Below are 23,536 nucleotides of genomic sequence, written 5' to 3'. Positions count from 1 at the left end.
GAATTTCTAGGCACCGACAGAGAAATGATCGCGGCCCATATTTGCGGCGCCATGTGTCACGCGACTTGATGGTCGCGCCGCTGTAATACAAGAAACCCGGCGGTTGCCCGCCGGGTTAGATTTCAATCAGGCTCAGTTCGTCAGAACGAGCGCTGGAAGCGGAGCATGCCGCCGATGCTGTCCTTGTCGTCGGCATTGGTCCAGTTGCGATCGTAGGCTTTGTCAAACTGACCGTCGTGGGCCCAATCGACTTCGGCAGTGATCGTGAAACCGGGAACGATATCGTAGGCGACGTTCGCAGCGACGCCGTAGTTCTTGTCGTCGTCAACCGATGCCTGGAGGTTCAACGAGGTCTTCTCGTTGATGGTGTAGGTACCACCACCCCATACTGCCCAGTTGCCGCCCCACTGCTTGTAGAAGTTGCGGTCGATGTTGTCGTCCGAACCGTAACCGGCCATGACGAACAGTGTCAGGTTCTGTATCGGCGTCACGTCGAGGCGAACCTTGCCGGCCCACTCTTCCCAGGTGCTGTCGTAGGCGGCGACGCCGGTGATCGAGCCCCAGCCCTGCGTGTATTTGATACCGCCGACGACATACGGGACATAGCTGTCGATGGAATCATTGCCGCTGTTGCTGTCTTGGAAAATGCCAGGATCCGCAGCGGCACTGCCCGAACCGGTTTCCAATGAGGCCACGGCCGAGAAGCCGTTGCCCGCATCGAAATAGTACTGGACGACGTTGGTGTCGAAGCCGCCGTAGGGGACCAGCGTATCCTGGATGACGTTGCCGGCGTAGCCGATGAACGTATCGAAGGCCGATTCGTCCTTACCGACGCGGAGACCACCGAGCTGGACCCAGGCGAAGTTCAGCGAAACACTCGTACCGCCATTGAAGTTGTCATCAAGGTAATCGTTGTGGTTACCCCAGTTGAAACGGGTCTCGGTATAGGTCTTCAAGGTGCCGAGCTCGGTTTCCTGGCCGGTCCAGGTCTTCAGCGTAAACCGGGCGTGCTTGTAGTAGGTATCCTGCGAGTCGCCGTCCTGCTGATCGGTGGTCTTTGCACCGTCGAATGAGCCAACGTCGCCGATGCCGATGTCATAACGGACATAGCCACCGATGCGCAGGCAGGTTTCGGTGCCGGGGATGTAGAAGTAGCCAGCGCCGTAGACGTCGCAAATCTTGACGTATTCAGCGGGTTCCGGCTCGGCGACGACGACGGCGTCGGCGGCGCGCGCACCGGAAACTGCGACCAGTGCCGCAGCGGAGCCGAGAAGAAGGCTCTTGATGTTCATTTTCTGACCTCCAGTCAAAAGTTAAAAAACGGGTCTGGGTATTCTTTGCTGAAGGACAGCGTTCCCTGCCCCATCCCCACTACCGAAAAAGATGCGCACCGCGCCGCTCCTTCAAACCCGACATTACCCATGAGACGACGGCGTTCAACCACGATCGTACCGGCAAAAGGTTTGTGTTGGCGCTATACCCCGGCGTTGTTGCACAAATGACACGATTTGGCCTCACTCCGAAAGCTCCCGTTAACCAACAGCCCTTCGCAAGCCGTTGCAAACGGGGGATTCCGGCGATGGTCGGCCCGAAATGTGACCATGGCCCGAGTCGCGAACCAGGGAATTGCCGCAGAATCGCCATATCGCTGGGCGGCGCTTTGGCGAAGGGTCGATTTTTCAAGGATAATAGCGCCAGCTTGTTGATTGTGCCGGCGCTTTTCTTTATCCACCGGCGCAACGGAGAGGTGGCCGAGTGGTCGAAGGCGCTCCCCTGCTAAGGGAGTAGAGGTCAAAAGCTTCTCGTGGGTTCGAATCCCATCCTCTCCGCCACCCTACACCCTGCGGGCTTCGGGTGGCAGGCCACCCGAAACCGCATTTTGGGCGTAGGGTGTCGTCCGAAGCTACGAAGTAGCGTAGGGGGACCATGTGGCACGTCTATTTTCTGCAACTCCGTAACGGCGATGTCTATGTCGGATCGACCAACGATCTTCGACGCCGTTTTGATTCGCACCGATCAGGCTATGTGACTTCGACTAAGGCTTATCTGCCTGTAATCTTGAAGGCCTACATCGGGGTTGAAACCGAGGCCAACGCACGGCAACTCGAGCGATATTTCAAGACCGGTTCGGGCAAGGCCTTTGCGAGTAAACGTTTTTGGCCGACAGGGCCTCACTGACGGCCTTAGGACCTATCTGTTTGAAATATAAATAAAAACGAACCCAACGAGCTGCTTTTAGCCGACCTCCGTCCCGATTCTGACTGGAGGTCAGAAAATGAACATCAAGAGCCTTCTTCTCGGCTCCGCTGCGGCACTGATCGCAGTTTCCGGTGCGCGCGCCGCCGACGCCGTCGTCGTCGCCGAGCCGGAACCCGCTGAATACGTCAAGATTTGCGACGTCTACGGCGCTGGTTACTACTACATCCCCGGCACCGAAATCTGCCTGCGCATCGGCGGCTATGTCCGTTATGACATCAGCGCTGGCCAGGCTGGCTCGTTCGACGGCGCCAGGTACCAGGACCTTAAGGATGCCTTGAATGGCGAAGACAACGTCAACGACGGCTATTACAAGCAGGCTCGCTTCACGCTGAGGACCTACACCGGCCAGGAAACCGAGATGGGCACCTTGAAGACCTACACCGAGACCCGGTTCAACTGGGGAACGGGTCACTATGACGACACCGGCTTTTCCGACTTTGGCAGCAGAGGCGTTTCGCTGAACTTCGCCTGGGTCCAGCTCGGTGGTCTTCGCGTCGGTAAGGACGAAACAGCCTTCAATACGTTCACCGGCTACGCCGGCAACGTCATTCAGGATACGATCGTTCCCTACGGCGGGTTCGACACCAATGTCGTCCAGTATTACTTCGATGCCGGCAACGGCTTCTCGGCGGTGGCTTCGTTGGAAACCGGTGAAGGCTTTGTCGTTGACGGTGGCGCCCTCAATTTCGGTCACGACTCGATCGACAGCTATGTTCCGTATGTAGTTGGCGGCGTGAAGTACACGCAGGGTTGGGGATCCATCAGCGGTGTTGTTGCCTATGACAGCAGCCTGGAAGAATGGGCCGGCAAGGTTCGCCTCGACGTGACGCCGATGCAGAACCTGTCGCTGTTCTTGATGGCCGGCTACGGCACTGACGACAACGCTCCGCGCAATTACTACAAGCAGTGGGGCGGTAACTGGGCAGTCTGGGGCGGTGGTACTTACACCATCAACGAGAAGACCTCGTTCAACCTTCAGGCGTCGTATGACGAAGCCAAGGAAGCTGGCGTCGCGGCCAATATCGCCTACGACATCGTTCCCGGCTTCACGATCACGGCCGAAGTGGACTATGCTCACAACAGCCATAAGGTCTCAAGCTTCGACGGCATCGGTCCCTATGAATACAACTGGACCGGCATCCCGGCGGACAAGAAAAACGCCGTTGGCGGCTTCCTCCGCTTCCAGCGCTCGTTCTAAGGGCTGGACTTAAGGCAAGTGAAATCCAGCCCGGGCGCTTTAACGTCCGGGCTGTTTTTGTTTTCGCGACTGGTAGCAAACAGAAGGAAAAAGGGGGTTCGGTGGCTGAACAGGGTTGTGGAACGATGTCGTTGGGATCCGCCGCTGGTGGATGAAATCGGCCGCAACGCTTAAAACTCTTGAAAGGGCACCGCCAAGCAGGTAGGTCTAGGCCTATCCACCCGGGGGTGTGGCGAATAATGACGAACGATGCGATTCAAGAGGGAGGAACCTCTGATCATTTTTCGATGTTTTCTTCTCAAACTGCAAAGATAAAATACAGTTACAACAAGATACGAGAAGTAAAGTCGCATAGGATTGGAGAACTTTTTTCAGCATACCGGGACATACTTTGGGATGACGGGCGGCATAAATACAATGTCAGCTCCTTCATCGGCGAAGTAGACGAGATTCTCCTCGGGGAGCGTTTCAGCGCCTTTGACCAAAGCACCCTCGACAACCTTATCGGCACCTTGCGCCAGCGCGGCAACAGTAACGCAACCATCAATCGGAAGATGGCTGCCCTCAGCAAACTGCTGCGCAAGGCCCACAAGATGGGGGATATCCACAGCCTGCCCGAGTTCCGCCGCCAGAAGGAGCGGGCGGGACGGATTCGTTTCCTCGAAAGGGACGAGGAGGCCCGGCTGTTCGCCGCCATCAAGAGCCGCAGCGAGGACGCTTATCGGCTTTCCGTCTTTCTGGTCGACACCGGCTGCCGCCTGGGCGAAGCGCTGGGCTTGATCTGGAACGATATCCAGGAGCACCGCGTCAGTTTCTGGATCACCAAATCCGGCCGCAGCCGCACCATTCCGATGACCGAGCGGGTAAAAGAGGTGATCAAGCTGCCGGCCAGCGAGGGCCGCCGGCCCAAAGGCCCGTTCACCAAGCTCAGCCAGGCGCAGTTTCGCGCCATCTGGAACGATGCTAAGGCCGAAGTCGGGCTTGGCGCCGACGATCAGGTCGTGCCGCATATATTGCGCCATACTTGCGCCTCGCGTCTCGTCCAGGGCGGCATCGACATCAGGCGCGTACAGATGTGGCTCGGTCACCAGACGCTGTCGATGACCATGCGCTATGCGCATCTGGCCACCAACGACCTCGATGGCTGCGTCACCGTGCTGGAGACGCCGCGGTGCAGTGGCGCGGACAGTGGCGGGGCAAGTCCTTTGTCTTCTCCACCTCCGGCAAGACGCGAACCAAAAAGCGAGCCGGTCGCAAGCAAGGCCCCAAAGCCCGCGAAGAGAAGCGCCAAATCCTGACGGCTTGATATCAGGCAGCCGCTCAGGTTTGCGCCGCCCCTCATTGCCCTGCCGGGCATTTCTCCCCGTAGAGTGACGGGGAGAAAGGCGCCTTCACGAAAGATTTCGCTAATCTCGAGCGTTGCGGCCATCCCCTTCTCCCCGTCGCTATGCGGGGAGAAGGTGCCGGCAGGCGGATGAGGGGCAGCGCCGACATGGAAAAAATTATTCCCCAAAATTGCAAGCGGAACTGTCAATCGCTGCCAGAATGCTTTGACCGACGCAAAACGAGCGCCTGAATTACTTCACCCCGTCGAGTTTTACTTCCAGCCGCCCCGCCGCTCGGCTCGATTGAAAAAACCAGCGATCCTGCCCGGCAGGTTGCCGGTCTCGAGGAATGGTGCATGCCCCTGGCCGTCGGCGGTGATCGTCTCGATATCGGTATGGCGCGTCCGCATCTGCTCGAGTGTTTCGGCCGACAGCAGCTTCGAGTTGGCGCCGCGTATGACGAGCATCGGGATCGCCGCCAGCGCGTCGAACTGCGGCCACAGATCGGGCAGCGGCCGGCTGGGGTCGAGGCCCGCCAGCGTCTCGACCAGTTTCGGATCGAAATCGGGCAGAAATCCCTCCTCGGTCTCGCGGTAGAGGGCTGATGCCATCCGCTCCCAATCCGCATCGGTCAGCGCCGCAAAATCCGCGCCATGGGTGCTTCGCAGGCCGCGGACCACCTCTGCGTACGCCTTCGGCCCGGGCGTGGGGTCGAGATAGGAGCGGATATGGGCGAGACCTTGCGGCTCGATCACCGGGCCGATGTCGTTGAGGATGATGGCCTTCAGCACGGCCGGCCGCATCGCGCCGAGCACATGGATGATCAGTCCGCCGCGCGACGTGCCGATGAAGGCAGCCTCCTCAATGCTCAGCGCCGCCAGCCCGGCGAGAATATCGCCAGCTTCGATGCCGATATTGTAATGGCCGATATCGGCATCGTAGGCGGACTGCCCGCGCCCGCGATAGTCGAAGGCAACGACCCTGCGCTTCGCCTGCGTCGACAGATAAAGCGCCAGCTCGTGGAAATCACCGCAATTGCGGGTCAGGCCGGGCAGGCAAACGACTGGCCAATGGCCGGAATTCGCTTCGCCGTAGATGCGGGCGTGCAGGGACAGCCCGTCCGGCGCGGCGTAGAAGAAATCGGAAAACCCGCGCGACATTTCGACTTGGCTCCCACTGGATTATGCCGGTTGCTAAAGGCGAGGGCGCGAAGGATCGCCAGCCTCGCCTGACGCCCCGTCGTCAGCCTCGGCCGTTCACCAGATCTCCGACAATGTCGTATTTGTCGGAGATACGCATCTTGTAGACCTCGTAATTCTCCATCACGCGCTGGACGTAACTTCTTGTTTCCGTGTAGGGAATCCGTTCGATCCAGTCGACGACGGCATCGACGTCCTTGCCGCGCGGATCGCCGTATTTCGCCACCCACTGGGCGGCGCGGGTGGGGCCGGCATTATAGCCGGCGAAGGTCAGCACGTAGGAGCCGTCGAAGCGGCCGAGCTGCTCGCCGAGAAAGGCAGCGCCCAGCGTCGCATTGTAGCCGGCATCGGTGGTCAGCCGGGCCTGAGAAAATGTCATGCCGGCCTTCTTCGCCAATTGCTTGGCAGTGCCCGGCATTAGTTGCAGCAGTCCGCGCGCGCCGGCGCTGGAGACGGCGCCGATGTTGAACTCGCTTTCCTGGCGGGCAATCGCATAGGCCAGCGCCTTGCCCGAGCCGGAGATGTTGGCGGTGTCGGGAATGACGCCGAGCGGATGCGACAGCGCGCCGACGTCGATGCCACGCGCACCGGCGATCTTGCCGACCTTCAGCGCCATGAAATGGTTGCCCTGTCTTTCCGCCAACCCCGCAAGCAGCGCCAGTTCGCCGGGGCTGGTCAGCTGCCCGGCAAGGTCGCGATAGAGCGTTTCGGCGTAGCGGTCATAGCCGGCCTCCTGCAGCCGCTTGATGGCGCTGACCGCCTCGCGGGTGGCAAAATTCCGGCGGTCGCCGGCACTTGGCGAGGGATAGACGATGTTGAGGGTCTGCCGGCCGACGCGCTCGCCGGCGAGCTGGCCGTAGAAGGTCGTGCCGTAGCTGGCGGCGCGGCTGAAATAATCCTTGGCATTGCCGGGGCCGCCGACTTCGGCGGCGCGGCCGAGCCAGTAATAGGCGCGCGACAGCGACATCGGTGCCTGGGCGAGCTCCGCGATTCGCGCAAAATGCTTGGCGGCGGTGCTGGGGTCGTTGAGGCCGCGCAGCGCGTACCAGCCGGCATGGAACTCCGCCTCGGCGGCATTGGCGGGACTTTCGGCGGCATGCGCGGCGACTATTCTGTAGGCGGTCTTCATGTCGCCCTGGTCGACCAGCTCGCGCGACAGCACCCGGCGCTCGACCCACCAGGCATCCGCATCGACCAGAGCGTCACGGTCGCCCGGCGCCTTCATCACCAGCGCGGCGGCGTCGGAAAATTTCTGTTGCTTGCGCAGATATTCGGCTTCGGCAAAGAGATAGCCGGCCGCCCGCTGCGCTGCCGGCACCGCCTTCAGCAGCTTGGCTGCGTTCTTGTCGCCTTTGCTGACGGCCGCCCAGGCGTCGGCCAATTGCTGGGCGCCGGCGAGACCGGCGACGCGCAGCGCCGAAGCGACCCGGTCGGCATAGAACATGCGCTCCATGCGGAAGCGATGGTCGGCGGCCGGGATCAGCGCACCGAACTCGCGGATGACCGCCGCCTCGTCCCCGGCTTCGAGCTTTTCGGTGCGCCAGAATGGCGACAGCACCGAGCGCGCCGCCTTGGTATCGCCTAGCGCTACATAGGAGCGGGCAAGGATCACCACGCCCTCGAAGGTCAGCGGCTGGCTGCCGTCGAACGCCCGCACCACGATCTGCGGCGTCGGGTTCTCGCGATAGAGCGCGCGCTCGCTGTTCTTGCGCAAGGCGATCGTACCCGGCCAGTTCGGCAGCATCTTTGCCGCATCGGCGATGTCGCCGCTCGGCACCTGGTCGCCGCCATAGAGCGCGATCGCCCAGGCAAGGATGTGCCGGTCGAGCGACTTGGCCGGCAGCGCCTCGCGCACCTGGCGCGCGCGCTGAATGTCGTTTGCCGCCAGCGCATCGAGACCGCTCTTCAGCGCCGCGACGCTGGCGGACAGCGACGGGGACTGCTGCAGCGCATCGTTCTGCGGCTCCGTCATCGGGATCGCCGACGTGACCTGCACATCGACGCTGCTGCCGATCGCCGCGCCGGGAATCAGCACGACGATCGCGCCGAGAAGCGCGAAAAGATGAGGCCGCCTGGTCGGCATGGATCTGGTCATTTCCTGTTCTTCGACGTTACAGCAGGCACAGACGAATTGAAGCCTATTCGTCTGTGATGAAGGGCCCGTAAAGAAAACCTTGTCGAGGACGTTCGAATTGCGATTGCTGGCGCAATGCTTGCCGCGCAACAATGTCGAGACTATGGTGCGCCGCTTCGCTTTCGGCTAGAAGGCGCGCACGACAAAACCGTGCGTCTTCTCAGACGCGCAAAGGACGCTGTAGCACTTTAAATTTGGTGCATGATCCCCAGCGAAAATCGACTGCGATTTTCCTGGTCATGCGCTAGTCCCAAGGAGTTGGACGACATGCTGAGAGGCTCGCTGACCGCGCTCGTCACACCATTCGAAAAGAGCGGCCGTTTCGACGAGAAAGCCTTTCGCGCGTTCATCGCCTGGCAGATCGCCGAAGGCACCACGGGCGTGGTCCCGGTCGGCACCACCGGCGAGTCGCCGACGCTGTCGCACGACGAGCACCGCCAAGTCGTCAAGGTCTGCATCGAGGTCGCCAAGGGACGGATTCCGGTCGTCGCCGGCGCCGGCTCCAACAACACCGAAGAGGCGGTTGGCCTGGTCCAGTATGCCGAGAAGGCGGGCGCCGACGCGGCCCTTGTCGTCACGCCCTATTACAACAGACCGACGCAGCGCGGCCTCTATGCGCATTTCGCCGCCGTCGCCAAGGCGACCAGCCTGCCGATCATCATCTACAACATTCCGCCGCGCTCGGTGATCGACATGAGCCCGGAAACGATGGGCCAGCTGGTGCACGACTTCAAGAACATCGTCGGCGTCAAGGATGCCACCGGCAAGGTCGAGCGGGTTTCGGAGCAGCGCGCCACCTGCGGCAAGGATTTCATCCAGCTCTCCGGCGAAGACGCCTCGGCGCTCGGCTTCAACGCGCATGGCGGCGTCGGCTGTATCTCGGTGACGGCAAATGTCGCGCCCAGGCTCTGCGCTGAATTCCAGGAGGCGACGCTTTCCGGCGACAGCGTCAAGGCGCTCGACCTGCAGGACCGTCTGTTGCCGCTGCACAAGGCGATTTTCCTGGAACCCGGCGTTTCCGGCGCGAAATATGCGCTGTCGAAGCTGGGCAAGGTCGAGAACGTGCTGCGCTCGCCGCTGATGACGGTCGAGCCGTCGACCGCCGAGAAGATCGACGCGGCGATGAAGCACGCCGGCTTGATAAACTAGGGATGAGGCGCCACCTCTCCGCATCATGAATCAAGTCAGAAAAGCCGATCCCAACAACAAGACCGTTGCGGAAAACCGCAAGGCGCGGTTTTCCTATGAGGTGCTCGACACGATCGAGGCCGGCCTGGTGCTGACCGGCACCGAGGTTAAATCGCTGCGCCAGGGCCAGGCCAACATCCAGGACAGCTACGCTTCGGTCGAGGGCGGCGAGATCTGGCTGATCAACTCCTATTTGCCGGAGTATCTGCAGGCCAACCGCTTCAACCACGAGCCGCGCCGCCGCCGCAAACTCCTGCTCAACAAGCGCGAGATGGCCAAGCTGTCGCAGAGCGTCGACCGCGAAGGCATGACGCTGGTGCCGCTAAAAATCTATTTCAACGACCAAGGGCGGGCGAAGGTGCTGCTCGCCGTTGGCCGCGGCAAGAAGCTGCACGACAAGCGCGAGACCGAAAAGCAGCGCGACTGGTCGCGCGAGAAGGGCCGGCTGCTGAAAGAGCGAGGGTGAGGAGCGGTCCGCGAAGCGGACGAAAAGCCAACGATTTGGCTTTTCGAGCGACGAACGCCCGGAGCCATAGCGGAGGGCAGGGCGGACCAATAGGGATAGGTCTCGTTTGAAAAACCGGATCGTCTTGTGGGGCGCGGCCAGTCTGCTCCTGGCGGGCCTCGTCCTGGCCGGCGGCTATACCTACTTTCAGACGTTTTCTCCGGATCGCGGCAAATATCCGGTCAGGGGCATCGACGTTTCTCACCATCAGCGGCAGATCGACTGGCGGCGTGTTGCCGCCGACGATGTCGCGTTCGCAATTATCAAGGCAACTGAAGGCGGCGACCATGTCGACGATGTCTTCGCCGCCAATTTGCGCGCGGCCCGCGCCGCCGGCCTTGTCGTCGGTGCCTATCATTTCTTCACCTTCTGCAGGCCGGGTGCCGATCAGGCACGCAATTTCATCTCGGTGGTGCCGCGTGATCAGCCTTTGCTGCCGCCGGTGGTCGACATCGAATTCGGCGGCAATTGCCCGCAGCGGCCAACCCCCGAACAGCTGAGCGCCGAACTCGCCGCCTTCCTCGGCCCCGTGGAGGCAGCGTTCGGCAAGACGGCGATCCTCTATGTGACCGATGAGGCGGCGCAAGCCTATGCCGGGCAGATAGCCGGCCGCCCGCGCTGGCTGCGTTCGCTGGCGCTGCGGCCAGGCCACGACGACTGGATCTATTGGCAATACCACAACCGGGGCCGCGTCGACGGCATCAGCGGCGACGTCGACCTGAATGTTCTCCAGGGTGGGCCGGCGACGCTGGCCGCGTTGTTTGCCGCAGGGCCTGAAGCGATGTCGTCGGATTGACGCTATTCCTGTCCAGCGAGAGCAGCCTCAGTGGCGCGAAGACGGAACGACGAAGCCTTCGCAAATGTAGCTATTCATATCGCAGGCGGCACCGTGCTAAGTACATTTGATGCCGGAGCGCCCTTCATCAGCCAAAGACAGCAACGCCCCGCCTGCTGCGACGGACGGCGGCGATCCCCGCTTGGCATTTGTCTACGCGGAGGCGGGCGCGGCCTCCAACACCAGCAGGGCGTGGTTGAAAGTCTCAATACGCGCGCTGGAAATCTGATTTTCGCAACTGCGTTCGCGAGTTCTCTCCTTGGAGGCAGGGCGCTCCTGGATGGCATAGGGCCTTGGGACTGGCTGGCGCTGACATTGCTTTTTCTTATCGGACTGCTCGGTCGCGATTATGTTGTGGCCATATTACGACTATACGTTCCGTTTCGATCCAGAGCAGCTGCTCCAGGACTTCGTCGATCAGGATCCTCCCGCAACCGTGGATGGGATGCATCGGGCGCTTACGTTGCGCATCAAATCCGACATGGCCAGCAATTGGCGGATCATTCAACGCCTGCGCGTCGCGCTGCAGTTCGCACTGTTTCTATGGTTGCTGGATCTCTTGGCCTGGTTGTTCGCGATTGCCCGAATCTAAGCCTTGTACGCTGGCGGGCCGCGCCCGACTCTATGTCTTCAGAAAAGTTTCTATCTGGCTGAAGACGTTGACGAACATCGCTTCCGTCAGCACGCCCGTATTGGTGTTGTAGCGCGAGCAATGGTAGCTGGAAAACAGCGTGACACCGTTGGCCTGCTGCTGGCCGCCGTGCCGGAACGGATAGACGGCGACGCGCTGGCCGAGCGCCCGCACGGTCGACTGGTGCGCGATCGAGCCCAGCGCCAGCACAGCGCGCAGGTTTGGAAACCGCGCGATCGTCGGCACCAGGAACGTCCGGCAGGTCGCTATCTCGGCGCCAACCGGCTTGTTGTCCGGCGGCACGCAGCGCACAGCATTGGTAATCGCCGTACCGACAAGCTCCAGCCCGTCATCTGGTCGCGCCGTGAATTCGCCGCGCGCAAAGCCGTGCGCGATCAGCGTGTTGTAGAGCAGGTCGCCGGCATAATCGCCGGTGAAGGGGCGCCCCGTCCGGTTCGCCCCGCGCAGGCCAGGCGCCAGCCCGACGATCAGCAAGCGCACCGCATCCTCGCCTTCCGGTGGCAAAAAGGTCGGCACCGGCGCATTGAACCAGGACGGCTCGCGCTGCCGCCATTGCGCGATGAAGTCGTGCAGCCGCGGACAAAGCGGGCAGTTGCGATCGGGCTCCGGCGAGACGACCAGGGGCGCGGTCAAGGCGACGACCGTCAATAGTCTTCCTCGTCGACTTCGGCCGGCTCGGGCCGGCGCACCGGCCGCTCCGACGGATCGCGGCCGACTTCATTCTTGAGCGTCATCAAGTCGATGAAATGGTCGGCCTGGCGGCGCAGATCGTCGGAGATCATCGGCGGTTGCGAGGCCATGGTCGAGACGATCGACACCTTGCGCCCGCGCCGCTGCAGCGCCTCGACCAGCGTGCGGAAATCGCCGTCGCCTGAGAAGATGACATAATGGTCGACGACATCGGCAAGCTCCAGCGCATCGACGGTCAGCTCGATATCCATATTGCCCTTGATCTTGCGCCGACCGGTCGAGTCGGTGAATTCCTTGGCCGGCTTGGTCACCACCTTGAAGCCGTTATAGTCGAGCCAGTCGATCAGCGGCCGTATCGAGGAGTATTCCTGATCCTCGACCAGCGCGGTATAGTAATAAGCGCGCAGCAGGTAACCGCGTTTCTGGAAGCTCGACAGAAGTTTGCGGTAGTCGATGTCAAAGCCCAGCGCGCGCGAGGTGGCGTAGAGATTGGCGCCGTCGATAAAGAGAGCGATTTTTTCACGAGGATCGAACATGGAAAAATGTCCTTTTTCGAAATAAGCGGTCGTCTAAATGCGTGGCGACTATCGGCCGGTCTGATAATAGAGCTGTTGGCCTTCATCGTTCGAGATAACGCCAGTTTTACGGCAATCCAAGGCGTCATGCGGCACCGCAAGCAATTGTGATCGGCGGTGCATCGTCGCGGTCGGCCTGCGTCAGAGCTGCGGACTGCCATAAAAGCTTGTATTTTGGCGGCGTTCGGGTTATGGACCGCGCCTGTTTTCCATCAAATCCAGGCATGAAAGGGGCAACTCATGGCCCGCGTAACCGTTGAAGATTGCATCGACAAGGTCGACAACCGCTTCGAGCTGGTGCTCCTGGCCGGTCACCGCGCCCGTCAAATCAGCCAGGGCGCGCAGATTACCGTACCTCGCGACAACGACAAGAATCCGGTCGTTGCGCTCCGCGAAATCGCCGAAGAGACGCTGTCGCCGGACGACCTCAAGGAAGATCTCATCCATTCGCTGCAGAAGCATGTCGAGGTCGACGAGCCGGAAGCCGATGGCGAGGCGATTGCCGACCAGACCGGCAGCACTGTTGCGGCCACCGATGCCGACGACGCCGAGGACAACGTCACCTTCGATCGCATGACCGAAGAAGACCTGTTGGCCGGCATCGAGGGTCTGGTGCCGCCGGAAAAAAGCGACGATTATTGATCTTAGCAACAACTGCCGACACTTTCGCGTCGGCAGTTTCGTGGCTATCTATGACATGCGCCGTACGTCAGTGCGGCGCATGATTCATTTCAGCATTGCGAGATCCCGCCCATGATGCGTCAGTATGAGCTTGTCGAGCGCGTCCAGCGCTACAAGCCTGACGTCAACGAGGCGCTGCTCAACAAGGCCTATGTCTACGCCATGCAGAAGCATGGTCACCAGAAGCGCGCCTCCGGCGATCCCTATTTCTCGCATCCGCTCGAAGTCGCCGCCATCCTCACCGAAATGCACATGGACGAGGCGACGATCGCCGTTGCCTTGCTGCACGACACGATCGAGGACACCACGGCGACCAGGGCCGAGATCGACGAATTGTTCGGCCCGGAAATGGGCAAGCTGGTCGAAGGCCTGACCAAGCTGAAGAAGCTCGACCTCGTTTCGAAGAAGGCCGAGCAGGCGGAGAACCTGCGCAAGCTTTTGCTGGCAATCTCGGAAGACGTTCGCGTGCTTCTGGTCAAGCTGGCCGACCGCCTTCACAATATGCGCACCCTCGACCATGTGCCGGAAGCCAAGCGCCTGCGCATCGCCGAAGAGACGATGGACATCTACGCGCCGCTGGCCGGCCGTATGGGCATGCAAGGCATGCGCGAGGAGCTGGAGGAGATTGCCTTCCGCTTCATCAATCCGGAAGCCTACCGCGCCGTCACCGCACGGCTCGCCGAAATCTTCGAGCGCAACAAGGGCGTACTGTCCGAGATCGAGAAAGCGCTCTCCACGCTGTTCGACAAATATTCGATCAAGGCCGAGGTCAAGAGCCGGCAAAAGAAGCCGTGGTCGGTGTTCCGCAAGATGGAGGCCAAGGCGCTGTCGTTCGAGCAGCTGTCCGACATTTTCGGCTTCCGCGTCGTTGTCGAGACGGTCGACGATTGCTATCGCGCGCTCGGCGCCATCCACACCACCTGGTCGATGGTGCCCGGCCGCTTCAAGGACTACATCTCGACGCCGAAGCAGAACGACTACCGCTCGATCCACACCACCATCGTCGGCCCGTCGCGCCAGCGCGTCGAATTGCAGATCCGCACCTATCAGATGAACAAGATTGCCGAATACGGCGTCGCCGCTCATTCGATCTATAAAGATACCGGCGGCAAGATGAATGGTGCCGCCCATGCGATCTCGAAGGAGACCAATGCCTATGCCTGGCTGCGGCGCACCATCGAGCAGCTTGCCGAAGGTGATAATCCCGAGGATTTCCTCGAAAATACCAAGCTGGAGCTGTTCCAGGACCAGGTGTTCTGCTTTACGCCGAAGGGCATGCTGATCGCGCTGCCGCGCGGCGCAACGCCCATCGATTTTGCCTATGCCGTCCACACCGACGTCGGCGACACTTGCGTCGGCGCCAAGGTCAATGGCCGCATCATGCCGCTGATGACGGAGCTGAAGAACGGCGACGAGGTCGAGATCATCCGCTCGAAGGCACAGGTACCGCCGGCGGCGTGGGAATCGGTGGTCGTTACCGGCAAGGCGCGCTCGGCCATCCGCCGCGCCACCAAGAACGCTATTCGCAAGCAATATTCGGGTCTCGGTATCCGCATTCTGGAGCGCGCCTTCGAACGGTCCGGCAAGACCTTCACCAAGGAAAGCCTGAAGCCGGTGCTGCACCGGCTGGCGCGCAAGGACATCGAGGATGTGCTGGCCTCGGTCGGTCGCGGCGAACTTGCCTCCACCGACGTGATGAAGGCGGTGTTTCCCGACTACAAGGACGAGCGCGTCACGCTGGTCGCGCCCAAGCAGCGCGAGGAGGGCTGGTCGAAGATCCGCAACGCCGCCGGCATGCTGTTCCAGATTCCGGGCCGCGCCGCACGCAAGGACAAGAACCAGCCGCGCGACGATGCGGTGCCGATCCGTGGCGTGCGCGGCGACCTGCCGGTGCGCTTTGCACCGGAAGGGGCGGTGCCCGGCGACCGCATCGTCGGCATCGTGCAGCCGGGAACCGGTATCACCATCTACCCGATCCAGTCGCCGGCGCTGCAGGCCTTTGACGACCAGCCCGAGCGCTGGATCGACGTGCGCTGGGATATTGACGAGCGCACCAAGGAGCGGTTCCCGGCGCGCGTCTCGGTCACCGCCATCAACGCACCGGGTTCGCTGGCCGACATTGCGCAGGTCGTCGCATCCAACGACGCCAACATCCACACTTTGTCGATGGTGCGCACCGCGCCCGATTTCACCGAAATGCTGATCGATCTCGAAGTGTGGGACCTGAAGCACTTGAACCGGCTGCTATCGCAGCTAAAGGACAATTCGAGCGTCAGCGACGCGCGACGCGTCAACGGCTAGACCACCAATGTGTTGGAAGAGGCAGAGATGGACACCGACGAAGTGCTGGGCATTTTCCGCGAGGCCGGCGCCGTTCTCGAAGGGCATTTCATCCTGACGTCCGGCCTGCGCAGCCCGGTCTTCCTGCAGAAGGCGCGCGTTTTCATGCATGCCGACAAGACCGAGCGCTTGTGCAAGGCGCTGGCCGAAAAGATCCGCGCTGGCGTGCCCGGCAGGATCGACTATATCGTCGGCCCAGCGATCGGCGGGCTGATCCCGGCCTATGAGACCTCGCGCCATCTAGGCGCGCCGGCGATCTGGGTCGAGCGGGAAGGGGGCGAATTCAGGCTCCGCCGTTTCGAGATCGCCAAGGGATCGCGCGTCGTCATTGTCGAGGACATCGTCACCACCGGCCTGTCGATCCGCGAAACCATCGACTGCCTGCGCGCACTTGGCGCGGAGGTCGTCGCCGCTGCGTGCATCATCGACCGCTCAGCCGGCAAGACCGATGTCGGCGTGCCGCTGATCGCGCTCGCCGAATACGAGGTTCCGGCCTATCCGGCCGACAGGCTGCCGCCCGAGCTCGCCGCCATACCGGCGATCAAGCCGGGAAGCCGCAACATCTGATGCCTATCGCCCCAAAAGCTTGTCCTCGGGCTTGAATCGAGGATGGTGTAGCGGTTTTGGGACAACGACATGCATAAAAACAAGTCAAGAGGCGCTGCCGTGATTGCCGGTATCGACCATTTTGTGCTGACGGTTCGCTCCGTCGAAGACACCTGCGCCTTCTATCAGCGCGTGCTTGGCTTCAAGCGCCTCGACGAGCCGAACCGACCAACGGCGCTGCTGCTTGGAACGCAAAAGATCAATGTGCATGAGGTCGGGCGCACCTTCGAGCCGAAGGCCAAGGCGCCGACGCCGGGCTCAGGCGATTTCTGTCTCGTTGCCGCCCGGCCGCTCGCCGAGATATGTGCCAGCCTCGCGGCCAATGGCGTAGCCATAGAGGTCGGCCCGGTCGAGCGTGTCGGCGCCCGTGGCCCGATGATGTCGGTCTATTTTCGCGATCCGGACGGCAACCTCGTCGAGGTCAGCGAATATCGACCCTAAGCGGCGCTCCTCAAATTCGCCGCGATCATGCCCTGTTCAGAACGGCGATACCCAGGGCTGCCGCAAGGTGGCGACCGATCGGATGCCGTCGGCCTCGTTGTTCTTCGGCCAGCGCATCGCTATATCAAAGTGGTAGTTGCCTTTCGGCGACCGCTGTCGCGCCCGGCTGGGAAAAGCCGGCGCGAAGCCATTCATGGAACTAGGAACAGGAACAGAGTGCTTTTTCGACGCCGCAAGCCTGATGGTTTTTTCGAGCGGGTGCGTACTTACTTGTGGCCGCGCCGCTCGTTCTCGCGCTCGCTGCGGTATTTCTCCAAACGCATCCTGCGTCTTAGGGCCACGCCGCATGCCGTGGCCGCCGGTGTTGCGGCGGGCGTATTCGCGTCTTTTTTCCCGCTTGGCTTCCACTTCATCATTGCCGCCATCCTGTGCTGGCTGATCGCCGGCAATCTGGTCGCGGCAGCACTTGGCACGGTCTTCGGCAACCCCCTGACCTTTCCGCTGCTATGGGCCGCGTCCTGGGAGGTCGGCAAGCTGATCCTGCATGAACACCTGCCGGCGCATGGCCCACCGGCGCATCTCGGCGACATGCTGCATAATCTTTCCTTTGCGCAGTTGTGGGGACCGGTGCTGAAGCCGATGACGATTGGCGCAATACCGCTCGGCCTGGTTTTCGGCCTGCTGTTTTACGGCATCACCCGCTGGGGCATGGTCACTTTCCACGAGCAGCGCCGCAAGCGTCTGGCCGAGAGAGCGGCAAAGGTTGAAAAAACCGGGCCGGAAGTTCCCGCCGAATGATTATCGGTATCGGCAGCGACCTCATCGACATCAGACGCATCGAGAAGTCGCTGGAACGTCATGGCCAGCGCTTCATCCAACGCATCTACACCGAGATCGAACAGGCGCGCTCCGAAAACCGCGCGGCGCGTGCGGCCTCCTACGCCAAGCGTTTCGCTGCCAAGGAGGCCTGCGCCAAGGCATTGGGTACCGGTCTTGCTCAGGGTGTGTTCTGGCGCGACATGGGAGTCGTCAACCTGGCCAGCGGCAAGCCGACCATGGCGCTGACCAACGGGGCGGCAGCGCGGCTGGGCGAAATCCTGCCTGAAGGACACCGCGCCGTGATCCACCTCACCATCACCGATGATTTTCCGCTCGCTCAAGCTTTTGTGATCATTGAAGCGTTGCCGGTCGAAGAAGCGCCACATTGATTGCATCTGACCACCGGCATGACGTTGCCCAGCGCGCGCCGAGACTCTATACCATCCAACGCACAATCGAGGACGACATGAGCGTGGCTGAAAAAACCCAGAAGAAATCCGGTGGACTTGGCGAAACCGTCAGCGTCATCGTCCAGGCCCTGCTGCTTGCGTTGGTCATCCGCACGCTCCTGTTCCAGCCGTTCTCGATTCCGTCCGGCTCCATGCGGCCGACTTTGCTCGAAGGTGACTATCTCTTCGTCACCAAATGGTCCTACGGCTTCTCCCGCTATTCGCTGCCGTTCGGGCCGGACATCTTTTCGGGTCGCATCTGGGGCTCCGAGCCGAAGCGCGGCGACGTGGTGGTGTTCAAGTTTCCGCCGGACCCTTCCGTCGACTATATCAAGCGAGTAGTCGGCCTGCCGGGCGACAAGATCCAGGTCAAGGATGGCCAGCTCTTCATCAATGACGTCGGTGTGCCGCGCGTCAAGGTCGGGCAGATCGACAACCACGACATCACCGAAGAGCCCTACCCGGTCGATGTCTATCGCGAGACGCTGCCGAACGGCGTCACCTACGACACGCTCGACCTGACGCAGGCTTCGATCGGCGACAATACCCAAGAGTTCAAGGTGCCGCCCGGTCACTATTTCATGATGGGCGACAATCGCGATAACTCGTCGGACAGCCGCTTCACCGTCGGCTTCGTGCCGGAGGAGAACCTGGTCGGCCGTGCCAATCTCATCTTCTTCTCCATCGCCGGCAGCGCCAGCCCGCTCGAAATCTGGAAATGGCCGTCGCTGATGCGCGCCTCGCGCCTGTTCCATTTCGTCAATTAGGACCATGGCGGCGACGAAACGGCTGACCGCCGATGCGCTCGCCGAGGCGCTTAGGGAGCGCACCGGCCACAGTTTTGGCGACCATCAGCGCCTGCAGCGTGCGCTGACCCATGCCAGTGCTCGCGGCAGTCATGCCGGCATCGACTACGAACGCTTCGAGTTCCTCGGCGACCGCGTTCTCGGCCTTATCGTTGCCGATATGCTGCTGGCGGCATTTCCCGACGCTGCCGAGGGTGAGCTGTCGCTGAGATTGAACGCGCTGGTCAACGCCGAGGCCCTGGCGGAAATCGCCGAGCAGATCGGCCTGCCGGAACTCATTCGCGCCGGTTCGGACGTACGCGGCCTTGATGGGCGCAAGCGCGTCAATCTGCGCGCCGATGCACTGGAATCACTGATCGCCGTGCTCTATCTCGACGGCGGGTTGGAAGCGGCCCGTGCCTTCATCCACAGATACTGGCAGCCGCGCTCGCAAGCCATCGACGCCGCCCGCCGCGATGCGAAGACCGAACTTCAGGAATGGGCGCATCAGGCGGCAGGCGCAGTGCCGGTTTACATAATCGACAGCCGCGAGGGACCGGACCACGATCCGCTGTTTACCGTCAGCGTCAAGGTCGGCGCCTATCCGCCGGCGACCGGCAGTGGGCGCTCCAAGCGCGAGGCGGAGCAGACTGCAGCCGCGGCACTTCTGCAGCGGGAAGGCGTCTGGCTTAATCAGGGGAGTGCCGCATGACCGCCACCGAAGCACCGGCAACAGAAGCTCCCGCCACCCGCTCCGGCTTCGTCGCGCTGATCGGCGCGCCCAATGCGGGGAAATCGACGCTGGTCAACCAATTGGTCGGCGCCAAGGTGTCAATTGTGACCCACAAGGTGCAGACCACCCGTGCGATCGTGCGCGGCATTGCCACCCACAACAACGCGCAGATCGTCTTCGTCGACACGCCGGGCATATTCAAGCCGAAGCGCCGGCTGGACACGGCGATGGTGACCACAGCCTGGGGCGGTGCCAAGGACGCCGATATCGTGCTGCTCTTGATCGACGCCGAGCGCGGCATCCGGGGCGATGCCGACGCCATCCTCGAGCGGCTGAAGGATGTCCGGCAGCCGATGGTGTTGATCCTCAACAAAGTCGATCGGGTCAAGCACGAGACGCTGCTGGCATTGTCGGCGGCAGCCAACGAAAGGGTGCCGTTCAAGCGCACCTTCATGGTTTCGGCACTGACCGGATCCGGCTGCAAGGACCTGCTCGACTATCTCGCCGAGACCCTGCCGGCCGGACCCTGGTACTACCCGGAAGACCAGATCTCCGACCTGCCGATGCGCCAGCTCGCCGCCGAGATCACCCGCGAAAAGCTCTATCTCAGGCTGCATCAGGAACTGCCCTATTCCTCCCATGTCGAGACCGAGAAATGGGAAGAGAAGAAGGACGGCTCGGTGCGCATCGACCAGACCATCTATGTCGAGCGCGACAGCCAGAAGAAAATCGTGCTCGGCCATAAGGGCGAGACGATCCGCGCCATCGGCCAGGCGGCACGCATGGAAATAGCAGGCATCCTCGAACAGAAGGTGCACCTCTTCCTGTTCGTCAAGGTGCGTGAAAACTGGGGCGACGACCCCGAGCGCTACCGCGAAATGGGGCTCGAATTTCCGCACTGAGCCTGTTTGGGCGATCCGCCGAGCGGCCTGTTGGTCGCCTCAGGGTTCTGAGCGGTCGCCGGGCTGCCCGATCGGTGGACTTGCATCTTGAACAGCCGGCCGAATCATTCCGGGAGGCCATGGGTCGACCACGTCGGTCGACCCGTTCCTCATTGGTACCGGCGCGACGGGAAATCCCGAGCGGGTTCTGAGAAATTTCCGATATTTCATGCAAAACCGGCCAGTTAGACCGACTGGAACTCCTACCGATACTGCGATCGTGCACGGTTCCCGTTCGTCGTCTCTCCGTCATACACCCTGCCTATAGGCTGTGCGAAAGACCCGCTTCCGAGCAAACTGGACAGGCGGGCAAGCAGCCAGATTTAGGACATGACCAGGACTTGGAATCGCATCGACCCCATTCGTCAGATCGAGTTTGCAAACGCCGTCGCTGTTGAGATCGAGCGGGCGCTGACGCGGCAAAGCAAGGTGACGAACAGCGATGCGATCGTTGCAGCGGGCAGGGTCGCCGGCGCCGTTGCCGCCGCCGTCGCCCTGCTTGCGCCGACCGACATCAGGGCGATCGACACCATGCAGGAAAGATTGCCCGGCATGGCGTTGCGGTTCGTGCGGATATCGGCAGCCGAAGCTATGGAACGCAGTGCCCGGACGCCTCTGTCGACGGCGCACGGAGGCCGAGGGGCAGACATCCAACCGCTAGCCGGAGCGGGCGACCTCGACGCGATACGGGTCGAGGACTGGGCCGGTCGGGTCGCAGGCTCGACATTCCTGCAAGAGAATTTCGGCATATCGCGCTCGACCCTGCATCGTTGGCAGCGAAGCGGCACGGTCGTTGCGTTGCGCACCGGTGGCCGCAAACATGTATTTCCTCTGGCGCAGTTCGTCGACGGCAGGCCGGCTCCGGGTATCAACGAAGTGTTATTCGCGATGCCCGATCAGCGGCGTGCCTGGGCGTGGCTGATCGGCCCTGCGCCCGGCCTTGCCGGACGTATTCCCATTGAAATGCTCAAACAGGATTTGGTCGCGGAAGTCGTTCTTGCCGCACAGCACGCAGCGATGGTAAAGTTGGCTTGATTTCTCTGCCCACTTCGGAAGTTTATTCCTAAAAGAAGGCATAAAAAAGAAATTTTCGCCGAACACAATTGATTGCCGGATAATTGAAAGTATATTTTCGTACAATTGTGACAATGTCCCGTTTATGCCGCGGGAGATTTCTGAAGAAAATAATAAGTAATATTTGTGCAACATGGATTTGTTCTGTTGTAAAAACGTTGATTATTTCATCAATCGTCATTGAAACTAGAACGAGGATGAGTATGTTCGCCGCCTGAAGAGGGGTGCGGTGCGCGCCTTTTTCGACGTGGGTGAGGCGTTCAGCCGTTCAACCACGGATACAAAGCCATTTTTAACTTTGACTGGAGAGGTCAGAAAATGAATATCAAGAGCCTTCTTCTCGGCTCAGCCGCGGCATTCGTCGCGGTCTCCGGCGCGCGCGCCGCCGACGCTGTTGTGGTCGCCGAGCCGGAACCCGCCGAATACGCCAAGATTTGCGACGTCTACGGCGCCGGCTATTTCTATATTCCCGGCACCGAGACCTGCCTGCGCATCGGCGGCTATATCCGCTATGACGCCAGCTTCGGCGACGCCGGCCGCGTTCTCGATGGCGCGACGACACATGACCTTTTGGACGGTGACGAGCAGCAGACCTGGAACAAGAATGCCCGCTTCAATTTGAAGACGTGGACCGGCCAGGAAACCGAGCTTGGCACGTTGAAGACCTACACCGAGACCCGTTTCAACTTCGGCAACACCAAAGTGACCGTGAACGGTGTTGATTTCAGCGTGCAGGACAACAAGGCGGTTACCCTGAACTTCGCCTGGATCCAGCTTGGAGGTCTCCGCGTCGGCAAGGATGAAACTGTCTACGATTCGTTCATCGGCTACGCCGGCAACGTCATCCAGGACACGATCATCCCGTACGGAACCAAGGACACTAACCTGATCAGCTACTATTTTGACGCCGGCAACGGGTTTACGGCAGTCGCCTCGCTTGAGACGGGCTCCGGCGCTAGAGCATGTCCTGTGATCGATGAATCGATTGTGATGTGACAGCTGCGTTTTGTGCTGATTCAACATCCACCTCGATGGAGGTGGACGATGGGAAGAGCATTGAGCGGGGATCTTCGGTCGCGGGTCTTGAAGGCTTCGGACGAGGGCATGTCGGCGCGGCAAGCGGCGGCGCGGTTCGGCCTGGGAGTGTCCAGCGCGATCCGCTGGATTGCGCGGGCGAAGATCGGCGAACTGGCGCCACGCCCGCAGGGCCGCCGCCGCGCCTCCAGCCTCGATGCGCATGAAACCTTCATCGTCGGGCTGATCGAGGAGCACAAGGACATCACGCTGAACGAGATGGTGGAGCGGCTCAGCGCCGAGCAGTCGGTGCGGATCAGCCGCAGCGCCTTGAGCGCCTGGCTTCGCGGCCACGGCTGGACATTAAAAAAAGTCCGCGCACGCACTGGAGCAAGATCGCCCCGACATCCTGAAGCGGCGCCGGGACTGGTTCGACGGCCAGCTCGATCTCGATCCGGCGAAGCTCGTGTTCATCGATGAGACCGGCCTCTCCACAAAGATGGCCCGCCTGCGTGGAAGAGCGCCGCGCGGCGAGCGCTGCCGGGCCGGCGTGCCGCATGGCCACTGGAAGACCACGACCTTCACCGGAGCGCTGCGGCTGACGGGCATGACTGCGCCCTTCGTCTACGACGGCGCCATGAACGGCAACGTGTTCCTGGCCTATGTCGAGCAGGTGCTGGTCCCGACATTGTCGCAGGGCGACGTCGTCGTCATGGACAACCTGCCCGCCCACAAGGCCGCGGGCGTGCGCAACGCGATTGAGGCCGCAGGCGCGAGCCTGCTCTACCTGCCGCCCTACAGTCCCGACTTCAATCCGATTGAGAACGCCTTCGCCAAACTCAAGGCGCTGCTGCGAGCAAAGGCCGAGAGAACCATCAAGGCTCTGTGGGACACGGTCGGCGCGGTCGTCGACCTCTTCACCCCAGCCGAATGTGCCAACTACTTCAAAGCCGCAGGATATGAACCGGATTAAACAGGACGCGCTCTAGCTGTTTAGTCCCGGCGTTTGATGGGTGGGATCGAGTCGGAACCGTTCGGGCTCTTTTGCCCAAATTTTGCAGATGAACTCATAGGGTGTGAGACCCTTGAGGGT

23 protein-coding genes, 1 tRNA gene and 2 pseudogenes are annotated in these 23,536 nt (G+C 61.4%); 20 read left to right on the top strand and 6 right to left on the bottom strand.

Annotation, left to right across the window (positions count from 1 at the left end; all coding sequences use genetic code 11):
- Positions 1 to 140: 140 nt before the first annotated feature.
- On the bottom strand, positions 141 to 1,292 hold the full coding sequence (locus tag NKJ94_RS29925; protein ID WP_352530368.1) for a porin: 1,152 nt from the start codon (positions 1,290 to 1,292) through the stop codon (positions 141 to 143).
- 449 nt (positions 1,293 to 1,741) lie between these two features.
- Here NKJ94_RS29925 and NKJ94_RS29920 point away from each other — a divergent pair.
- From NKJ94_RS29920 to NKJ94_RS29905, 4 genes are all read left to right on the top strand, one after another.
- Positions 1,742 to 1,832 (top strand) — tRNA-Ser (locus NKJ94_RS29920).
- Positions 1,833 to 1,926: 94 nt separating this feature from the next.
- A complete protein-coding gene (locus NKJ94_RS29915) occupies positions 1,927 to 2,178 on the top strand; it encodes a GIY-YIG nuclease family protein (RefSeq protein WP_352530366.1) in 252 nt (83 codons plus the stop codon).
- 97 nt (positions 2,179 to 2,275) lie between these two features.
- Entirely contained in the window at positions 2,276 to 3,457 is a 1,182-nt protein-coding gene (locus tag NKJ94_RS29910; RefSeq protein ID WP_352530364.1) for a porin, read from the top strand.
- Between the two features lie 239 nt (positions 3,458 to 3,696).
- Positions 3,697 to 4,755 carry a tyrosine-type recombinase/integrase gene (locus tag NKJ94_RS29905; RefSeq protein WP_502904229.1) on the top strand — a complete coding sequence of 353 codons (1,059 nt, stop codon included), beginning with the start codon at positions 3,697 to 3,699 and terminating at the stop codon, positions 4,753 to 4,755.
- A 299-nt stretch (positions 4,756 to 5,054) separates the two neighbouring features.
- On the opposite strand, the gene NKJ94_RS29900 is transcribed toward NKJ94_RS29905, so the two are convergent.
- Both NKJ94_RS29900 and NKJ94_RS29895 read right to left on the bottom strand, forming a co-directional pair.
- The gene (locus tag NKJ94_RS29900; protein ID WP_352530362.1) at positions 5,055 to 5,942 is read right to left on the bottom strand and encodes an alpha/beta fold hydrolase; all 888 of its coding nucleotides are present in this window, start codon (positions 5,940 to 5,942) and stop codon (positions 5,055 to 5,057) included.
- Between the two features lie 82 nt (positions 5,943 to 6,024).
- Positions 6,025 to 8,064: a lytic transglycosylase domain-containing protein gene (locus NKJ94_RS29895; protein ID WP_352530398.1), complete on the bottom strand. Its 2,040-nt coding sequence runs from the start codon at positions 8,062 to 8,064 to the stop codon at positions 6,025 to 6,027.
- Positions 8,065 to 8,382: 318 nt separating this feature from the next.
- Here NKJ94_RS29895 and dapA point away from each other — a divergent pair, with 318 nt between their 5' ends.
- The 4 genes from dapA to NKJ94_RS29875 all read left to right on the top strand — a co-directional run bounded on the left by dapA (position 8,383) and on the right by NKJ94_RS29875 (position 11,235).
- Positions 8,383 to 9,264, top strand: a complete 882-nt coding sequence (gene dapA, locus NKJ94_RS29890) for a 4-hydroxy-tetrahydrodipicolinate synthase (protein ID WP_352530360.1) — start codon at positions 8,383 to 8,385, stop codon at positions 9,262 to 9,264.
- A 25-nt stretch (positions 9,265 to 9,289) separates the two neighbouring features.
- On the top strand, positions 9,290 to 9,769 hold the full coding sequence (gene smpB, locus NKJ94_RS29885; protein ID WP_023719895.1) for an SsrA-binding protein SmpB: 480 nt from the start codon (positions 9,290 to 9,292) through the stop codon (positions 9,767 to 9,769).
- Positions 9,770 to 9,875: 106 nt separating this feature from the next.
- Positions 9,876 to 10,604 carry a glycoside hydrolase family 25 protein gene (locus NKJ94_RS29880; RefSeq protein WP_352530358.1) on the top strand — a complete coding sequence of 243 codons (729 nt, stop codon included), beginning with the start codon at positions 9,876 to 9,878 and terminating at the stop codon, positions 10,602 to 10,604.
- Between the two features lie 502 nt (positions 10,605 to 11,106).
- Positions 11,107 to 11,235 (top strand): hypothetical protein, encoded by a 129-nt coding sequence (locus NKJ94_RS29875; protein ID WP_352530356.1) that lies wholly within the window; start codon positions 11,107 to 11,109, stop codon positions 11,233 to 11,235.
- A gap of 30 nt (positions 11,236 to 11,265) precedes the next feature.
- Here NKJ94_RS29875 and NKJ94_RS29870 read toward each other — a convergent pair whose 3' ends face one another.
- Positions 11,266 to 11,943 carry a uracil-DNA glycosylase gene (locus NKJ94_RS29870; protein WP_352530354.1) on the bottom strand — a complete coding sequence of 226 codons (678 nt, stop codon included), beginning with the start codon at positions 11,941 to 11,943 and terminating at the stop codon, positions 11,266 to 11,268.
- Entirely contained in the window at positions 11,940 to 12,521 is a 582-nt protein-coding gene (locus tag NKJ94_RS29865) for a LabA-like NYN domain-containing protein (RefSeq protein ID WP_292657898.1), read from the bottom strand. Before NKJ94_RS29865 ends, NKJ94_RS29870 begins: the two co-directional genes overlap by 4 nt.
- Before the next feature lie 279 nt (positions 12,522 to 12,800).
- Between NKJ94_RS29865 and rpoZ the strand changes: the two genes are divergently transcribed.
- From rpoZ to NKJ94_RS29805, 12 genes and pseudogenes are all read left to right on the top strand, one after another.
- Positions 12,801 to 13,202: a DNA-directed RNA polymerase subunit omega gene (rpoZ, locus tag NKJ94_RS29860; protein WP_352530352.1), complete on the top strand. Its 402-nt coding sequence runs from the start codon at positions 12,801 to 12,803 to the stop codon at positions 13,200 to 13,202.
- Positions 13,203 to 13,313: 111 nt separating this feature from the next.
- Positions 13,314 to 15,542 carry a RelA/SpoT family protein gene (locus NKJ94_RS29855; protein ID WP_352530350.1) on the top strand — a complete coding sequence of 743 codons (2,229 nt, stop codon included), beginning with the start codon at positions 13,314 to 13,316 and terminating at the stop codon, positions 15,540 to 15,542.
- A gap of 27 nt (positions 15,543 to 15,569) precedes the next feature.
- Positions 15,570 to 16,148 (top strand): orotate phosphoribosyltransferase, encoded by a 579-nt coding sequence (pyrE, locus tag NKJ94_RS29850; RefSeq protein WP_352530348.1) that lies wholly within the window; start codon positions 15,570 to 15,572, stop codon positions 16,146 to 16,148.
- Between the two features lie 69 nt (positions 16,149 to 16,217).
- Positions 16,218 to 16,628, top strand: coding sequence for a VOC family protein (locus tag NKJ94_RS29845; RefSeq protein ID WP_352530346.1), 411 nt, complete (start codon positions 16,218 to 16,220; stop codon positions 16,626 to 16,628).
- Between the two features lie 216 nt (positions 16,629 to 16,844).
- Positions 16,845 to 17,426 carry a DUF2062 domain-containing protein gene (locus tag NKJ94_RS29840; protein ID WP_352530344.1) on the top strand — a complete coding sequence of 194 codons (582 nt, stop codon included), beginning with the start codon at positions 16,845 to 16,847 and terminating at the stop codon, positions 17,424 to 17,426.
- Complete coding sequence (gene acpS, locus NKJ94_RS29835) at positions 17,423 to 17,836, top strand: holo-ACP synthase (protein WP_352530342.1); 414 nt, start codon at positions 17,423 to 17,425, stop codon at positions 17,834 to 17,836. Before NKJ94_RS29840 ends, acpS begins: the two co-directional genes overlap by 4 nt.
- Positions 17,837 to 17,913: 77 nt before the next feature.
- Positions 17,914 to 18,663 carry a signal peptidase I gene (lepB, locus tag NKJ94_RS29830; protein WP_352530340.1) on the top strand — a complete coding sequence of 250 codons (750 nt, stop codon included), beginning with the start codon at positions 17,914 to 17,916 and terminating at the stop codon, positions 18,661 to 18,663.
- A 4-nt stretch (positions 18,664 to 18,667) separates the two neighbouring features.
- The gene (rnc, locus tag NKJ94_RS29825) at positions 18,668 to 19,393 is read left to right on the top strand and encodes a ribonuclease III (protein ID WP_352530338.1); all 726 of its coding nucleotides are present in this window, start codon (positions 18,668 to 18,670) and stop codon (positions 19,391 to 19,393) included.
- The gene (era, locus tag NKJ94_RS29820; protein ID WP_352530336.1) at positions 19,390 to 20,316 is read left to right on the top strand and encodes a GTPase Era; all 927 of its coding nucleotides are present in this window, start codon (positions 19,390 to 19,392) and stop codon (positions 20,314 to 20,316) included. Before rnc ends, era begins: the two co-directional genes overlap by 4 nt.
- Before the next feature lie 369 nt (positions 20,317 to 20,685).
- Complete coding sequence (locus tag NKJ94_RS29815) at positions 20,686 to 21,390, top strand: antitoxin Xre/MbcA/ParS-like domain-containing protein (protein ID WP_352530334.1); 705 nt, start codon at positions 20,686 to 20,688, stop codon at positions 21,388 to 21,390.
- 357 nt (positions 21,391 to 21,747) lie between these two features.
- A pseudogene (locus NKJ94_RS29810) lies at positions 21,748 to 22,383 on the top strand (porin); the annotation flags it as partial.
- A 90-nt stretch (positions 22,384 to 22,473) separates the two neighbouring features.
- Positions 22,474 to 23,416 (top strand): IS630 family transposase gene (locus tag NKJ94_RS29805; protein ID WP_352530332.1). Its coding sequence is split into 2 segments (ribosomal slippage): positions 22,474 to 22,811 and positions 22,810 to 23,416, totalling 945 coding nucleotides; the frame shifts between segments, so codons are not numbered across the junction.
- 12 nt (positions 23,417 to 23,428) lie between these two features.
- Here the strand turns inward: NKJ94_RS29805 and NKJ94_RS29800 are convergent.
- Positions 23,429 to 23,536, bottom strand: a pseudogene (locus NKJ94_RS29800) (IS481 family transposase); the annotation flags it as partial.

The organism is Mesorhizobium sp. M0060 (genome assembly GCF_040323155.1).
Lineage (GTDB): Bacteria > Pseudomonadota > Alphaproteobacteria > Rhizobiales > Rhizobiaceae > Mesorhizobium.
Note: the sequence above shows the minus strand (reverse complement) of the source record. Positions and strands in the feature narration are given on the sequence as shown.

What these genes read in the sequence shown, in the direction of transcription:
- NKJ94_RS29925 (WP_352530368.1), bottom strand. Translation starts at nt 1,292, where the DNA reads ATGAACATCAAGAGCCTTCTTCTCGGCTCCGCTGCGGCACTGGTCGCA.
- NKJ94_RS29915 (WP_352530366.1), top strand. Translation starts at nt 1,927, where the DNA reads ATGTGGCACGTCTATTTTCTGCAACTCCGTAACGGCGATGTCTATGTC.
- NKJ94_RS29910 (WP_352530364.1), top strand. Translation starts at nt 2,276, where the DNA reads ATGAACATCAAGAGCCTTCTTCTCGGCTCCGCTGCGGCACTGATCGCA.
- NKJ94_RS29905 (WP_502904229.1), top strand. Translation starts at nt 3,697, where the DNA reads ATGACGAACGATGCGATTCAAGAGGGAGGAACCTCTGATCATTTTTCG.
- NKJ94_RS29900 (WP_352530362.1), bottom strand. Translation starts at nt 5,942, where the DNA reads ATGTCGCGCGGGTTTTCCGATTTCTTCTACGCCGCGCCGGACGGGCTG.
- NKJ94_RS29895 (WP_352530398.1), bottom strand. Translation starts at nt 8,064, where the DNA reads ATGCCGACCAGGCGGCCTCATCTTTTCGCGCTTCTCGGCGCGATCGTC.
- dapA (WP_352530360.1), top strand. Translation starts at nt 8,383, where the DNA reads ATGCTGAGAGGCTCGCTGACCGCGCTCGTCACACCATTCGAAAAGAGC.
- smpB (WP_023719895.1), top strand. Translation starts at nt 9,290, where the DNA reads ATGAATCAAGTCAGAAAAGCCGATCCCAACAACAAGACCGTTGCGGAA.
- NKJ94_RS29865 (WP_292657898.1), bottom strand. Translation starts at nt 12,521, where the DNA reads ATGTTCGATCCTCGTGAAAAAATCGCTCTCTTTATCGACGGCGCCAAT.
- rpoZ (WP_352530352.1), top strand. Translation starts at nt 12,801, where the DNA reads ATGGCCCGCGTAACCGTTGAAGATTGCATCGACAAGGTCGACAACCGC.
- NKJ94_RS29855 (WP_352530350.1), top strand. Translation starts at nt 13,314, where the DNA reads ATGATGCGTCAGTATGAGCTTGTCGAGCGCGTCCAGCGCTACAAGCCT.
- pyrE (WP_352530348.1), top strand. Translation starts at nt 15,570, where the DNA reads ATGGACACCGACGAAGTGCTGGGCATTTTCCGCGAGGCCGGCGCCGTT.
- NKJ94_RS29845 (WP_352530346.1), top strand. Translation starts at nt 16,218, where the DNA reads ATGCATAAAAACAAGTCAAGAGGCGCTGCCGTGATTGCCGGTATCGAC.
- acpS (WP_352530342.1), top strand. Translation starts at nt 17,423, where the DNA reads ATGATTATCGGTATCGGCAGCGACCTCATCGACATCAGACGCATCGAG.
- lepB (WP_352530340.1), top strand. Translation starts at nt 17,914, where the DNA reads ATGAGCGTGGCTGAAAAAACCCAGAAGAAATCCGGTGGACTTGGCGAA.
- rnc (WP_352530338.1), top strand. Translation starts at nt 18,668, where the DNA reads ATGGCGGCGACGAAACGGCTGACCGCCGATGCGCTCGCCGAGGCGCTT.
- era (WP_352530336.1), top strand. Translation starts at nt 19,390, where the DNA reads ATGACCGCCACCGAAGCACCGGCAACAGAAGCTCCCGCCACCCGCTCC.
- NKJ94_RS29815 (WP_352530334.1), top strand. Translation starts at nt 20,686, where the DNA reads ATGACCAGGACTTGGAATCGCATCGACCCCATTCGTCAGATCGAGTTT.